The sequence below is a fragment of the Mycobacterium sp. D16Q13 genome (genome assembly GCF_002013375.1).
GTDB lineage: Bacteria > Actinomycetota > Actinomycetes > Mycobacteriales > Mycobacteriaceae > Mycobacterium.
Window position 1 is genome coordinate 1 of sequence record NZ_MAEW01000026.1, and the last position, 13,019, is coordinate 13,019.

Genomic DNA, 13,019 nt, shown 5'->3' on the forward strand with positions numbered 1-13,019 from the left:
AACGCCAGGCCAAGCGCGCCGAGCGCAATGCCGCCAAGGTCTTGGTTAGCCGCTAACAGCAGTGCTTGATGGGCGCCACCGGTGCGGCGTCACCTTCTGTCCGTGAGGCGTCGAGGAACGCGTCCAGGTCGACCCTGCGCCCGCCGATCGGTTGCCATCTGCTGCCGTTCTCGTGATAGAAGATCTGGCCGTCCAGCAGATCACCCCAGTAGTAGTACTGGAACGGCGACATGGATACGTGCACGCCCAACCGTGCGGGGCGATCGAGCTGTGCACGGGTGGCTCCTCCGGCATGTTCGAGGCGCCACCGGTGATCGGTGCCGAGCAGGCCATGACCCTGCAATGCCGCCTCGTACGCATCAAGCTGCTCGCGAGCAGTAATTCAACGAGCGGGTTCCGCCCACCGTGCCGGGGTCGATAGCCGCACGCCTGGTGGCAGCCGAGTCGACGTACGCAAAGGACGTCGCGCCTGACCCAACCCAGACCGCGCCATCGGTCCACAGCTTGACACCCGTTTTGCACAGCAAATCGTCGCTGGCAGTGAATGTTTCTGGCTCGGTGTAGGTTTCGGTGGTCGACATCTCCCACAGACTCACCCGCAGCGGACGTGACGGGGACGCGGCGAGTGCCTCGTACGCGGGCTTGAGCTGAGGGTCGTACGTCATATCCGAAGTTGATGTGTATCCGGCACGGGACATCACGGCGAAGAACTGTGCGGCTGAGTGCAAGGGATTGCCCAGCCCAGCGATCAGGGGAGCGAGCACTTCCGTCAGCGCGGGAACTTCAAACCCGCGCCCCTTGAGAGTGCCATCGGGGTTGCGTTGATAATGCCCGCCCACCGGGTCCGCCGGCGGAGCGCTGTCCCACCGAAGTAGACCCCGTGGCCGGAATTGTCAGTGACGGCCGCGACCCGATCACCGAATATCTGATCCAGCTCATCGACATCCGGTGCAGCATGTTCATGCAGGAGCGCGTCGAATCCGCTGAAAATCAACGGTTCTGAGGGATCTGTGTGTTCGCGAGTGCATCCCGAAACGCGGCGGTGACGTCGGCCCAGCTTGACGCCTTCCAGGGGGCGATCGAATGGACTGGCGCTTCGGTGATGACGCCACTCATGAACGGATGGCCATGTGGTTCAACGAAACCGGGAAGAAGCGCCCCCGCTCCGGTGTCGATTACCTCGACACCCGGCAACGCCGCGGCGCGCTCCTTGCGGCGCGTGCACTCCTTCCCGCCGAGTGGAGTCGGTCCTGGCCGTCACACAAGTATCTGGTGAAGGGCGCCATGACCTGGGGGAATGCCCACGTCTCCCCGGTATGGACCACGACAACGCTGAATCCCGAACCGCCCTGCCTGCCGCGATGCTGGCGGCTGGTTCGAGTCTGCGACAGAATCAGGGTGTACTCCGTGACGAGAAAGAGAGACAACCAATGACCGATTGGGATGTGGCCGGCCGGGCGAACTACGTGTCGTTCACGAGCTATCGCAAGGACGGCACGGCGGTGTCCACACCGGTCTGGATTGCTCCGGCCGACGGCAAGCTTTACTTTTTCTCGGAGGTCAGCGCGTACAAGGTCAAACGCATCCGGCGCAATCCCGCGGTGACGTTGCAGCCGTGCAGTGTTCGCGGGCAGCTGACTCCCGGTGCGCCAGTCGTGGCAGGTACCGCGCGGGTGCTGGACCTCGACGACACTCCCCGGGTCCGCAAGATCGTCAACCGCAAATATTGGCTTTTGGGCCCGTTGAGTGAATTCGGAGTCTGGATTGCCCGCCGCCAACAGGCGTCGGTTGCCATCGAGATCTCCCCCGGTGTCCCTGTTTCGCCGTAACTGGGCCAGGCTTTGCGCAGACTCAGATCAAGATCGCATGGCGATATGATCAACGTGTGAGCGTACGAAGCCTAAATCTGGACGATTTACGGTGCTTCGTAGCGGTTGCCAACAGATTGAATTTTACCCAGGCGGCACGAGAGCTGCATCTGACTCCATCCGTCCTGAGTAGGCGGATAAGCAATGCGGAACGACTTCTCAATGCGAATCTTTTTCTCCGCGACACACGTACGGTCGTGCTGACAGGCGAAGGTGCGCGGCTGCTTCCGCTCGCGCAGGAGATCATTGAGAAGTTCGACAAGATGCCGCATGAAATCTCCAAGGGTCCACTCCCGGTGCGGAAAATTCGGTGCGGCATCCCTCCCTGGTTGCCTCCGGCATTACAGGCCAAGCTGACCACCTTGGGGGAAAGTAACACCGAGAAATTCAAGTTCACACAGGCGCCGCTCGCCAGCCCCGACATCATCGAAGGGATACTGAACGAAAGGTTGGATTTCGGCTTCGTCAGGCCCAATTCGCATGCGACCGTGCTGTCCTACACGACCGTGTGGAAGGAAAGGATCGGCGCCGTGCTCTCGCGCGAGCGGTACGAGACTCGCGATTCGATCTCCGTCGCCGAGCTCCTCGTGCTTGATTACATCGGCGACCGGCGTGACAGCGATACCGAGTACCGGCGCCATGTGGAAACAGAGCTGGAGAAGCAAGGGCCACTCACGCGGACGGAATTCACACTCGGCGACGTCGTACGGGTCAAGCAGGCAATCGCGTCAGGGCAGGCTTTCAATCTGGCGCCGATCCCGGCACCTGGCGAACCGAACGCGCTGGAATACGACGAGTTCGTACTTGTTCCGATATCGGATCTGAATTTCAGGCTCTTGACCTGTCTGGCGTACCGGGACGACACGGCCGGACGTGATCGCGAGCTGCAAGAGATTCTTAACACGGTAATTCTGCTGTTCCGCGAATAGCCGCGTGGGAGGGGGCCCGCCTCGCGGCGGACCACCTCATACTGTCCTCGGTGTCAATGGCGTCCGAACCGTCGCCTCGGGCGCCCAGCGCCTGACTCCTGCCCCAGCGGCTGTTCCGGGGAGCTGCTACGGCAAATGAATCGATTGGTGCGGCACCTTTCCTATCGTTTGCCTTGGCCAACATGAGTAGACCTGGAATTTACATTTTCGATACCTTCGAACATGCCTTACCTTGTGCTACAGACTATTTGAGCCTCGCCCCGAGGGTCACGTGGTAAAGCGCATTGCGGAACTCATCCAATTCGCTCGCTCGATCTCAGAAAAGCTGTAGTAATTCGCAAACACCTTGACTATCACGAGTGTGGCGATTTCACCATCCGAGGTACACCCGGTGCTGGTGGGGATTGTGCAGTATGTTCATTCGCAAAGGTAAAAGCACAGCATCGGGGCCTCGAGGAGTTATGAAGCTTGGGCAGGTATTCGATAGACGTCACAATGCTCTGACCATGTGGCGTCTCGTTCTGGCGATCGGAGTGGTCCTCTACCATTCCTGGCCCCTGACCGGTCGCCAGATTGACTACGCACCGGCGGTGCGGCTGCTCAGCAACATATTTGCCGATGGATTCTTTGTGATCTCCGGATTCCTCATCACCGCGGCGTGGATGCGTCGTCCGTACCTCAAGGAGTACTGGGCATCCCGTGTATTGCGAATCTTCCCGGGCTTGTGGGTATGTCTGCTCGTGGTCGCCTTCGTCATCGCTCCGATCGCCGCCAGGGTCCAGCACTCCACTGTCACCCTGTCTTCAGAGCTCGCGTATGTCGTCAACAACGCCCTGCTCAATGTGGCCTATTTCGATATCGACGGCACCCCTGCGGATGTGCCATATCCGGGAGTCTGGAACGGATCCATCTGGACACTCTTTTTCGTTCTGCTCTGCGATGTCGTGGTTTCGGTGCTTGGCATTATCGGCCTACTGAAGCACCGCTGGGTCATTCCGACTCTGTTCGTCTTGGCGACAATGTGGGCGGCCTACGTTTCGTACACTCCACCGCTGTACAGCTGGCCGCAGGTGCTGGCCCGATTCTTCGTCGTGTTCCTTGCGGGCGCGATGCTCTACCAGTACCAAGACCACGTGCCGGCTCGCTGGTCGTTGGTCGCGGTGAGCGTCGCCATCGTTCTAGCGTCGGGATTCACGCAAAACTACCGGGTAATCGGCGCCCTACCACTGGCCTACGCGATCGTTGTTTCTGGCGCCCTCATCCGCAAAACGCGGCTGCGCAACGATCTTTCGTACGGCGTGTATATCTACGCATTCCCCGTCCAGCAGTTGCTGGCTTGCTGTGGGCTTGCCCGGTTGAATCCGTTCTTGTTCTTTCTTCTTGCCGCCACAGTCACCCTCCCGGTTGCCGCGCTGAGCTGGTTTGTGGTGGAGAAGCGTGCCGTGGCCCTCAAATCTCGTATCCACCGGAAGCCCGTCGAGCAACCCACCGCGCACAGGGTGGCGATGCCCTGACAGCAGCGCCAGTTGCGTTGGCGTTCAATGTCGTTGCGGACGGGATGGAAGTGTTCATGTGAATGGCAGAACAATGCGCGATCTTGGTGCTAGCTTCTGCTCTTGTGCTCCCCTTCACGCCTCGCCTGATCGTCGAGCCGGATGACGGCCTGGAACCGGTTCGCGATTTCATCGAGAGCGCGGAGACATCGCTTCTCATCAAACAATTCACCTTCACCGAGGAAAGCTTGATCGGGGCGGTGATCGGTCGGTGCCAGGCGGGTGTAGATGTCCGCGTGATGCTCAACCCGCAGCGGTCGGGCGGTGACCGAGCCAACGATGATACGTTCGAGACGCTCTCCACGGCCGGGGTGAAGGTCGCCTGGTCTAGTCCGAAATTCTATGTCACACATGAGAAGTCGATAGTCGCCGACAACAAGGCGGCGCTGGTGGCCACCTTCAACCTTTGTGAGAAGTACTTCACACGGACTCGCGACTACGGCGTCATCACGGCAGTGCCCAGCCATGTCAGACAGATCGTCGAGGTGTTCGAGGCCGATTGGGAGCACCGGGATTGGGTGCCGTCAGTCTTCGAGGGGCTGTTGTGGAGCAATGCGAACTCTCGCTACCACATGGCGGAGTTCATCGACGCGGCCGAACAGCGGCTCGACATCCAACATCCGAAGTACGTCGATGCGGTCATCCTGGACCGCGTCGCCGCAGCGGTGGACCGAGGTGTCAGAGTCCGTGTGCTGTGCGGAGGCAGACACGGCATCAGCGAATGGGACATTCTCGACACGTTCGCATCGCTGCGGACACTGCGCCGCATCGGGGTGAAGGTCCACAAGCAGAAGAACCTGAGGGTGCACGCCAAGCTGCTTGTCGTCGACAACGCCCACGCCCTGGTGGGCTCGATGAACATCGATCGCAGCGCCTTCGATCTGCGCCGCGAGCTTGGGATCACGATCACCGATGAACTTGTGGTCGCCCGGTTGCAGGATGTGTTCAACACCGACTGGGACCTGTCGCATCAATATGACCCGCCGGATCCGCTCGATTCATACCAACACCAGGAGGATGACTTCCCGCACGATCCGGAATTGATGCATGAGTAGCGAGGATGTCGATCCCCCACTGCCACAGGTATCCCTGTTTCGGTTGGCCTGGACGTTCAACCACATCGCGCTGGCCTCGTTCGGGGGCGGCCTCTCGGCATGGTCGCGGGAGGTGCTCGTCGTCGAAAGAAAGTGGCTGGGCGAAGAAGAGTTCTTGTCCGCGATGACGATGTGCCGAATTCTTCCGGGGGCCAACCAGATCAACATGGCCGTCTTTGTCGGCACCAAGATGCGTGGTGCCCCGGGTGCCGCCGCGGCCGTCATAGGCCTATGCCTGGTACCGCTGGTCCTCGTGTTGACGGTGTGCTACTTCTACTTTCGCTTCAAGGAGGTGCCCGCCGTCAAAGGCGTGCTACATGGCGCCTCGGCAGCCGCCGTGGCGCTCACCCTGGCAATGGTGATCAAGACGGGCCAGAAGTGCCTGACCGGGCTGATACCGGTTCTCTTGTTCACCGCCAGCTTCGCGCTCAACGGATTAATGCGCTGGCCCTTGCTGGCAACACTGGCACTGCTCGCACCGTTGGCTCTCTTCTGGGCGTGGCCCAGGAGGGCGTCCGCGTGAATACCTACTGGCAGTTGGTGGTGTTGTTCGGGTCGCTCTCGCTGATGTCCATCGGCGGCGGCAATGCGGTGCTGCCAGAGATGCACCTGCGCTCAGTGAGCGGCGAACACTGGTTGACCAATTCGCAATTCGCCGACATCTTTTCGATTTCCCAGACCACGCCGGGCCCGAGCATTCTGATCGTGGCGATGGTCGGGTACGCCGCAGGGCTTCCGGTCGGCGGCGTCGCGGGGGGCATTCTCGGTGGAGTCGTCGCGACCGTCGCCATGGTGTTTCCCGCCGCATCATTGGTGTACGCGGTGACGCGATTCTGGCAGCGGGCGCAGAAATCGAAATGGCGCATCGCGATGGAGCGAGGCCTGGCGCCGCTGACCGTCGGTCTGATCCTGGCGACGTCACTGGTGATGAGTCGCGCGGCGGATCACGATTGGCGTGCGTACACGCTGACTGGTGTCTGCACACTAATCTTCGTTGTCACAAAGATGAATCCCTTGATCGTGGTCGCCGCGGCGGGAGTGTTCGGCTACTTCGGCCTGGTGTAGTACCGCTATCCGGATCAGCGCCACCCATAGCCGGGTGCGCCAAACCCGTACCCAAATCCGTCGTCGCCTGCCCACATCCATGGCGAAAGGTCATCATCGGTACTTTGTGTGCACGCGGCATCGGGGCCCAGGCCACCCGAGAACTGGCACGGAGGTTCGGCCCTAGCCGGCGCGGCCAAGGTCACCGCTGCCACCAATACCGCTGTGACACATGCGCTGTAAGGCATTCCGCACCCCCTTTTTTTTTCGTGACAACAACGTGCGGGGCTGGAATTGAGATTAGCACCGGAATCGGTGATCCGCCGAGGGTTGAACCAGGCATTCTCGTGGTCTGATCTGCGGCGCGACATTCACTTGCGACAATGGCTGCATGGTTGAGCAGAGCCTCTGGATGCAAAAAGTCGCGGCCGATCCACACCATTCGCATTGGTACATCGAGCGCTTTCGCGCGCTGGCGCGTGAGGGCGCGGATTTGGCGGGCGAGGCCCGCCTCGTGGATGCGATGGTGCCGCGTGGTGCCCGCGTCCTCGATGCCGGGTGCGGCTCCGGTCGGGTGGGCGGATTTCTCGCCGCGGCCGGTCACAATGTCGTCGGTGTCGACGTCGACCCCGTGCTCATCGAGGCGGCCACACAAGACCATCCCGGATCGCGTTGGATTGTTGGCGATCTCGCCGATCTGGACCTGCCCGCGTGCGGTATCGCCGAGCCATTCGACGTCATCGTGTCAGCGGGCAACGTGATGGCATTTCTTGCCCCGAGCACCCGCATTCAGGTGTTGACTCGACTACGTGCGCACTTGGCGAGCGACGGCCGCGCGGTGATCGGTTTTGGGGCCGGCCGTGACTACGAGTTCACCCAGTTCTTCGACGATGTGGGCGAGGCCGGCCTCATCCCAGATCTTCTGCTGTCCACCTGGGACTTGCGGCCCTTCACCGACGACTCCGATTTTCTCGTCGCGTTGCTACGGGCAGGAGATACCCAGCGTGAACTCTGAGGGCGAGACCATCACGCGGAGCAAGCGGCAATCATTGGCCTTGGTCGGCATCGCTTACGTCATCGCCGTGTGCGTGGGCGCCGCGTGGCTTGCCTGGGGGCCAGGTACGGGACGCATGTGGCTGGACACCTTGATCGCCGATGTGCTGGCCACCGTGGTGATATTCGTGTTCAGCAGGCTGTACCGCAATTCGAGCTTCTACGACGCCTATTGGAGCGTGATACCCCCGCTGCTGCTGATCTATTGGTGGTCTCAGTCCGGGGTCTACGAGTTGCGTTGTTGGCTCGTCGCACTCGTCGTCCTGGTGTGGGCAGTGCGTCTCACGGCCAACTGGATATATGCGTTCCCCGTTCTGCACCACGAGGATTGGCGTTACCCCATGCTGCGCGCCAGCGCTGGGCGATGGAGTTTCCTGGCCGATCTGGTGGCGATCCATCTCACTCCCACGCTGCTGGTTTTCGTCGGGATGCTGCCGGCATATGTCGCGGTGACTCGACCCGGAGGCGACCTGGGCTGGCTGACAGCGATCGCATGTGCCGTTGGCCTCGCGGCGGTCGCCCTGGAGCTGGTCGCCGATACACAAATGCACCGGTTTACCCGCACCCGTCGCCCCGGCGAGGTGATGGACCGTGGTCTGTGGTCGTGGTCGCGGCATCCAAACTACTTTGGAGAGTTCAGTTTCTGGCTTTCTCTGGCGCTCTTCGGCATAGCGGTCTCCCCTGCGGATGCGTGGTGGCTGTGTCTCGGCGCCGCGGGCATGTTGGGGATGTTCCTGGGCTCGAGCATCCCGATGATGGAGCAGCGCAGTCTGCAGCGCCGCCCCGAGTACCAGGACGTGATCGCGCGGGTGCCACGATTCGTGCCGCGTCCACCACGGAAATCGACGTGAGACGTCGACGGGTCCTGGTCGCCGGGCTCGGCGACAGCGGCCTGCTCACCGCGATCCGGCTCGCGCGCCACTGCGATGTCGTCGGAATCTCCGCCAAACCCGGGTTGGTCAGCGGACAAGAGCTGGGCCTACGCCTGTCACGCCCAGCAGAGTGGACGCAGAACTACTGGGTCCCCTTCGACCGATTCCGCGGCTTGGACCGCGTGCGCACGGTGCACGCCGACCTTACCGGCGTCGACCTCAATGCCCGAACGGTTTTCGGCCAGGACGGTGACGGTTCACCGCTGACCGAACCGTATGACACGTTGATCATCTCTACCGGTGTCAGTAACGGGTTCTGGCGGCAGCCGACTCTGCAGTCGAGCGCCGAAGTGGCCGCGGACCTGCGTACGGCCCATCATCGGCTGGCCTCCGCGCATACGGTGATCGTCATCGGTGGCGGAGCCGCCGCCGTGAGCAGCGCTGCCAATCTGGCGATGACATGGCCGAACCTGCGCGTCGATCTGTACTTCCCCGGTGAACACGCGCTGACACAGCACTCGCCGAAGGTCTGGGACCGGATCCGCCAGCGGCTGAAGGAACTTCGCGTAGGATTGCATCCCGGGCATCGTGCACTCATCCCCGAAGGATTCGCATGCAACCGGATTACCGGCGAGCCGGTTCACTGGAGTACCGGCCAGTCACCGGCGTCCGCCGATGCGGTGGTGTGGGCCATCGGTCGCGTCCGGCCCAACACCGGCTGGCTGCCGGCGGAGCTGCTCGACGAGCACGGATTCGTGCGGGTGACACCGGAGCTGCACGTTCCGCACCACCGGGATGTCTTCGCTGTCGGAGACGTCGCGGCAACCGATTCGCTCCGCACCTCTGCCCGCAATCGTGCCGATCGGATTGTGGCGCACAATATTCGAGCCGGGGCCTCTGGGCGGCCGTTGCGTACCTACCGCCCACCCAGGTACCGGTGGGGCTCCGTGCTCGGTGTGCAGCCCAACGGGCTGGAAGTCTTCGCGCCCTCCGGCCATGCGTTCCGATTCCCGGCATGGTCGATCGAGCGCGTACTGCAACCCTGGATCATTAGACGCGGGATCTACCGGGGCATCCGCGACAACCGGCCGCTTGCCTCCACCGTCGACGCGCTCGAACCTCGCCGGAAGGACTGATCACTTGGGTATCGACAGCACCATTTTCCTCGCTGCGTGCGCGGGCCTTGTCACCCTCACTGTGTCGTGCGGGTCGTCGACGGTGCAATCTGGCCGGGAGCCGGTAAGCCGCACCGACTTACAGCGTCATGATCTGAGCATCCCGGACCGTGAGGCGCTGCAGACGCGTGTCGATTTTCAGCCGGGAGCCGAAGCCGCCAGGCACAAGCATCCAGGCGAGGAGATCATCTACGTACTCAAGGGCACGTTGGTCTACGACATCGATGGTCAGGGTTCCAAGACGGTCACTGCCGGCGATGTACTGTTCGTTCCCGCCGGGACCTTCCATTCGGTCCGCAACGTCGGCACCGACGAGGGTTCGGAGCTCGCGACCTACGTCGTCGACAAGGACAAACCCCTCGTGGTGTTGGCGAAGTAGGGCACGATATTTCTGGGGTCAGCCCGTGATGGTGTTACCTTTCACGGCAACCGCTTTGGCCCATTCCTGCCGCTCGGACACCGTGTAGACGCGTCCGTTGCGAAAGACGAAGTCCGCCTCGGTGCTGTCCGAATTGTCGCTGCTCGCTGTGGACGACGAATCGGTCCCGGTCGAGCATGCCGCGACGGCGCCCGCCCCGAGAGCGACCGTGGCTACGCGCAGCGCCGTCCGGCGGGTGGTCTTGGCACTCAACGACGAGAAATGCGGGGCCCACTCGGACGCGGTGCACATATCCGCACAATACCCAATCTTGACTGAATTTTCAGTTTGTTCTACCGTCGCAGTTATCACCCCCCAGGAGGTAAGCAATGCCCGAGTCGGGATTTGTCGTCGAAACCGCGTTCACACCACCGAGCTCGCCAGCTCGCGTACGCGAGCCACGGCGAGCGGCGCTCCGTGTGGGTCTGGTGCAGCACTGCTGGCTCGCCGATCCGCAGCACCTGCGCGACCAACTCTCCGAAGGCATCCGATTGGCCGCCGACGAGGGTGCAAAGGCCGTGTTCCTGCCGGAGCTGACGCTTTCCCGCTACCCCGCCGATGTACGGGCAGGTGCGAACCCGGGTGCCCGTGCCGAGGACCTGCTGTCGGGGCCCACGTTCTCCTTCGCCGCACAGGCCGCGAAGGAGAACGGCGTGCTGGTACATGCGTCCCTATACGAGCGTGCGGATGACGCTGATGGGCTCGGCTACAACACCGCCATCCTGGTATCCCCCAGCGGTGAGCTCGTCGGGCGCACCCGGAAACTGCACATTCCTGTGACCGCGGGCTATTACGAGGACACGTACTTTCGCGCCGGACCCGCGGATAACCCCTATCCGCTGTATCGCGTGGCCGAGCTTGATGATGCCGCGGTCGGGATGCCCACCTGTTGGGACGAGTGGTTTCCTGAGGTCTCGCGGATGTACTCGCTGGCGGGCGCGGAGATCCTGGTCTATCCGACAGCGATCGGTTCCGAACCGGCCTTTCCGGCCTTTGACACACAGCCGCTCTGGCAGCACGTGATCGTGGGAAACGGGATTACCGCGGGGACATTCATGATCGTGCCCAACCGTTTTGGCGATGAGGGAAATGTGAACTTCTATGGTTCCTCGTTCATCTCCGATCCGTACGGCCGGGTTCTCGCGCAGGCGCCGCGCGATGCCGCGGCGGTATTGGTGGCAGATCTGGATCTGGAGCAGCGCCAAGATTGGCTGGATCTGTTCCCGTTCAACATGACCCGCCGGCCCGACACCTACGCCCGGCTTACCGCACCTGTCGATACGGCTAATCCGTACGGGTCGCACGCGTCATGACCTGGCTCATGCCGCCGGAAACTGCCCGGCAGGAACGTATCTGGATGGCATTTCCGTCGCAGGGGGCGACCGTCTTCGAGAACGCGGAATCCACGCACGAGGCGCGTACCGCATGGGCCGCGGTCGCGCACGCCATCCTCGACTTCGAGCCTGTCTCGATGATCGTCGACCCGGCCGATCGCCCGGCGGCGCGCACATATCTATCACGGGAGATCGAGGTATTCGAGGCGCCGCTCGATGATGCCTGGATGAGAGACATTGGACCCACCTTCGTGCGCGGGGCAGACGGTGGCCTGGGTGCGGTGGACTGGGTGTTCAACGGATGGGGTGCCCGTGACTGGGCGCGCTGGGACAAAGACGCACACATCGGTGGGCTTGTAGGTCGGCTCGCCGGGGCGGAGATTGTCTCCTCTCCCTTGGTCAATGAGGGCGGAGGTATCCAGGTTGATGGTGAGGGCACGGTACTGGTCACCGAGACGGTGCAGCTTGATCCCGCCCGTAACCCGGGGCTGGACAAGCCCGCAGTGGAAGCGGAGCTGGCACGCACGATCGGCGCGCGGCATGTGATCTGGCTGCCGCGCGGCCTGACTCGTGACGCGCAGCGGTTCGGCACGAATGGCCACGTCGACATTGTGGTCGCCATCCCGTCGCCGGGACGGCTGCTGATTCACACACAGAACAACGCCACACACCCGGACCATGAGCTCACCAAGGAGATCATCGAGCTACTGGCGCAGAGTCACGATGCCCGGGGAAAACCTTGGGAGATAACGCAAGTCCCGGCGCCGGGCGTGCTGCGCGACAGCGAGGGCTGGGTGGACTACAGCTACATCAACCATCTCGTGGTCAATGACGCCGTGATCGCTTGCCGGTTCGGTGACCCGGCCGACGACACCGCCAAAGCCATTCTCGCCGAGGAGTATCCGGGGCGCGCCGTGGTGACCGTCGACGCACGTGAGATCTTCGCGCGGGGCGGCGGTATCCACTGCATCACCCAGCAAGAGCCAGCCCTGTCCTGATGGCAACACGATGCGGGATCGCGGCCATTCCCTAGCATGTAGCGAGCTGTCGAGACGGAAGGGAGGTGTCGGGTGACCAGCCGACAGGAAGCGATTCTGCAGGCCAGTGCCGCCGCCATCGCCGAGAACGGTGTCCGGGGCCTGCGTGTCAGCGATGTAGCACGGGTGGCCGGGGTTTCGTCGGGTCTGCTCTACTACCACTTCAGGGACCGTGATGGACTGCTCGCGGCGGCCCTCACCTACATCAACGATCAGGCACGCGCGTACCGGCAGGCCGCCAGCGGTTCCGGGGTATCACGGGGCCAGCTTATTGAGCATATTCTCGGGGAGATTCAGGATTCCGCCGCAGTAGTGGAGAACTCGTTGGTGTGGAACGAGTTACGTGCGTCTGCGGTCTACGAGGAACCACTGCGCGAACCCCTTGCGCGAACTTCCGAAGAGTGGACACGTGAAACCGCTGCCGCCATCCGGGCCGCTCAGGACATCGGTGAGGTCTCCGAAACCGTGGACGCGGACAACATTGCCCTGGTTCTCAATGCGCTCACCGAGGGTTTGGCGTCCCGTTGGCTTTCCCACGAACTGACCGCCGCCGAGGCGCGTGCTCATCTGCGCGCCACTGCCGAGTTGATGCTCCCCGCACATCGCCGTGGCCCCAAGGGTGTTCAGCCAATGCGCGGATGA

18 protein-coding genes and 1 pseudogene are annotated in these 13,019 nt (G+C 62.4%); 15 read left to right on the forward strand and 4 right to left on the reverse strand.

Annotated elements, in window-relative coordinates:
• Positions 1–52: 52 nt before the first annotated feature.
• Both B4400_RS22875 and B4400_RS22880 read right to left on the reverse strand, forming a co-directional pair.
• A complete protein-coding gene (locus B4400_RS22875; RefSeq protein WP_078312937.1) occupies positions 53–343 on the reverse strand; it encodes a hypothetical protein in 291 nt (96 codons plus the stop codon).
• A 16-nt stretch (positions 344–359) separates the two neighbouring features.
• Positions 360–839, reverse strand: a complete 480-nt coding sequence (locus B4400_RS22880; protein ID WP_078312938.1) for an amidohydrolase family protein — start codon at positions 837–839, stop codon at positions 360–362.
• A gap of 41 nt (positions 840–880) precedes the next feature.
• On the opposite strand from B4400_RS22880, the gene B4400_RS24995 reads away from it, so the two are divergent.
• The 8 genes from B4400_RS24995 (at position 881) to B4400_RS22915 (ending at position 6,509) form a co-directional block, all read left to right on the forward strand.
• Positions 881–1,003 carry a hypothetical protein gene (locus tag B4400_RS24995; protein ID WP_286142288.1) on the forward strand — a complete coding sequence of 41 codons (123 nt, stop codon included), beginning with the start codon at positions 881–883 and terminating at the stop codon, positions 1,001–1,003.
• Between the two features lie 80 nt (positions 1,004–1,083).
• The gene (locus B4400_RS22885) at positions 1,084–1,434 is read left to right on the forward strand and encodes a hypothetical protein (RefSeq protein WP_078312939.1); all 351 of its coding nucleotides are present in this window, start codon (positions 1,084–1,086) and stop codon (positions 1,432–1,434) included.
• Positions 1,431–1,829, forward strand: coding sequence for a PPOX class F420-dependent oxidoreductase (locus B4400_RS22890; RefSeq protein WP_078312940.1), 399 nt, complete (start codon positions 1,431–1,433; stop codon positions 1,827–1,829). The genes B4400_RS22885 and B4400_RS22890 overlap by 4 nt, the downstream gene beginning before the upstream one ends.
• 56 nt (positions 1,830–1,885) lie before the next feature.
• Positions 1,886–2,797 carry a LysR family transcriptional regulator gene (locus B4400_RS22895; protein WP_078312941.1) on the forward strand — a complete coding sequence of 304 codons (912 nt, stop codon included), beginning with the start codon at positions 1,886–1,888 and terminating at the stop codon, positions 2,795–2,797.
• 461 nt (positions 2,798–3,258) lie between these two features.
• Positions 3,259–4,311, forward strand: a complete 1,053-nt coding sequence (locus B4400_RS22900) for an acyltransferase family protein (RefSeq protein ID WP_078312942.1) — start codon at positions 3,259–3,261, stop codon at positions 4,309–4,311.
• A gap of 62 nt (positions 4,312–4,373) precedes the next feature.
• Positions 4,374–5,405 carry a phospholipase D-like domain-containing protein gene (locus B4400_RS22905; RefSeq protein ID WP_170915082.1) on the forward strand — a complete coding sequence of 344 codons (1,032 nt, stop codon included), beginning with the start codon at positions 4,374–4,376 and terminating at the stop codon, positions 5,403–5,405.
• Positions 5,398–5,967 (forward strand): chromate transporter, encoded by a 570-nt coding sequence (locus tag B4400_RS22910; RefSeq protein ID WP_078312944.1) that lies wholly within the window; start codon positions 5,398–5,400, stop codon positions 5,965–5,967. The genes B4400_RS22905 and B4400_RS22910 overlap by 8 nt, the downstream gene beginning before the upstream one ends.
• Positions 5,964–6,509: a chromate transporter gene (locus B4400_RS22915; protein WP_078312945.1), complete on the forward strand. Its 546-nt coding sequence runs from the start codon at positions 5,964–5,966 to the stop codon at positions 6,507–6,509. Before B4400_RS22910 ends, B4400_RS22915 begins: the two co-directional genes overlap by 4 nt.
• 14 nt (positions 6,510–6,523) lie before the next feature.
• Here B4400_RS22915 and B4400_RS22920 read toward each other — a convergent pair whose 3' ends face one another.
• Positions 6,524–6,736 carry a hypothetical protein gene (locus B4400_RS22920; RefSeq protein ID WP_078312946.1) on the reverse strand — a complete coding sequence of 71 codons (213 nt, stop codon included), beginning with the start codon at positions 6,734–6,736 and terminating at the stop codon, positions 6,524–6,526.
• A gap of 143 nt (positions 6,737–6,879) precedes the next feature.
• On the opposite strand from B4400_RS22920, the gene B4400_RS22925 reads away from it, so the two are divergent.
• From B4400_RS22925 to B4400_RS22940, 4 genes are read left to right on the forward strand one after another with little or no spacing between them, the layout of a single operon-like run.
• Positions 6,880–7,503, forward strand: a complete 624-nt coding sequence (locus tag B4400_RS22925) for a class I SAM-dependent methyltransferase (RefSeq protein ID WP_078312947.1) — start codon at positions 6,880–6,882, stop codon at positions 7,501–7,503.
• 10 nt (positions 7,504–7,513) lie between these two features.
• Positions 7,514–8,392 (forward strand): DUF1295 domain-containing protein, encoded by an 879-nt coding sequence (locus tag B4400_RS22930; RefSeq protein WP_078312996.1) that lies wholly within the window; start codon positions 7,514–7,516, stop codon positions 8,390–8,392.
• Entirely contained in the window at positions 8,389–9,549 is a 1,161-nt protein-coding gene (locus B4400_RS22935) for an FAD-dependent oxidoreductase (protein WP_078312948.1), read from the forward strand. The genes B4400_RS22930 and B4400_RS22935 overlap by 4 nt, the downstream gene beginning before the upstream one ends.
• A 4-nt stretch (positions 9,550–9,553) precedes the next feature.
• Positions 9,554–9,967: a cupin domain-containing protein gene (locus tag B4400_RS22940; RefSeq protein WP_078312949.1), complete on the forward strand. Its 414-nt coding sequence runs from the start codon at positions 9,554–9,556 to the stop codon at positions 9,965–9,967.
• Positions 9,968–9,991: 24 nt separating this feature from the next.
• Here B4400_RS22940 and B4400_RS22945 read toward each other — a convergent pair.
• Positions 9,992–10,258: pseudogene (locus B4400_RS22945) on the reverse strand (amidohydrolase); the annotation flags it as partial.
• A 77-nt stretch (positions 10,259–10,335) separates the two neighbouring features.
• Between B4400_RS22945 and B4400_RS22950 the strand changes: the two are divergent.
• The 3 genes from B4400_RS22950 (at position 10,336) to B4400_RS22960 (ending at position 13,019) form a co-directional block, all read left to right on the forward strand.
• A complete protein-coding gene (locus tag B4400_RS22950; protein ID WP_078312951.1) occupies positions 10,336–11,319 on the forward strand; it encodes a nitrilase-related carbon-nitrogen hydrolase in 984 nt (327 codons plus the stop codon).
• The gene (locus tag B4400_RS22955) at positions 11,316–12,338 is read left to right on the forward strand and encodes an agmatine deiminase family protein (protein WP_078312952.1); all 1,023 of its coding nucleotides are present in this window, start codon (positions 11,316–11,318) and stop codon (positions 12,336–12,338) included. The genes B4400_RS22950 and B4400_RS22955 overlap by 4 nt, the downstream gene beginning before the upstream one ends.
• A 72-nt stretch (positions 12,339–12,410) precedes the next feature.
• A complete protein-coding gene (locus tag B4400_RS22960; RefSeq protein WP_078312953.1) occupies positions 12,411–13,019 on the forward strand; it encodes a TetR/AcrR family transcriptional regulator in 609 nt (202 codons plus the stop codon).

Coding starts and splice junctions, on each gene's coding strand:
- B4400_RS22900 (WP_078312942.1), top strand. CDS start 3,259: ATGAAGCTTGGGCAGGTATTCGATAGACGTCACAATGCTCTGACCATG.
- B4400_RS22890 (WP_078312940.1), top strand. CDS start 1,431: ATGACCGATTGGGATGTGGCCGGCCGGGCGAACTACGTGTCGTTCACG.
- B4400_RS22955 (WP_078312952.1), top strand. CDS start 11,316: ATGACCTGGCTCATGCCGCCGGAAACTGCCCGGCAGGAACGTATCTGG.
- B4400_RS22920 (WP_078312946.1), bottom strand. CDS start 6,736: ATGCCTTACAGCGCATGTGTCACAGCGGTATTGGTGGCAGCGGTGACC.
- B4400_RS22925 (WP_078312947.1), top strand. CDS start 6,880: ATGGTTGAGCAGAGCCTCTGGATGCAAAAAGTCGCGGCCGATCCACAC.
- B4400_RS22910 (WP_078312944.1), top strand. CDS start 5,398: ATGAGTAGCGAGGATGTCGATCCCCCACTGCCACAGGTATCCCTGTTT.
- B4400_RS22950 (WP_078312951.1), top strand. CDS start 10,336: ATGCCCGAGTCGGGATTTGTCGTCGAAACCGCGTTCACACCACCGAGC.
- B4400_RS22905 (WP_170915082.1), top strand. CDS start 4,374: ATGGCAGAACAATGCGCGATCTTGGTGCTAGCTTCTGCTCTTGTGCTC.
- B4400_RS22885 (WP_078312939.1), top strand. CDS start 1,084: ATGGACTGGCGCTTCGGTGATGACGCCACTCATGAACGGATGGCCATG.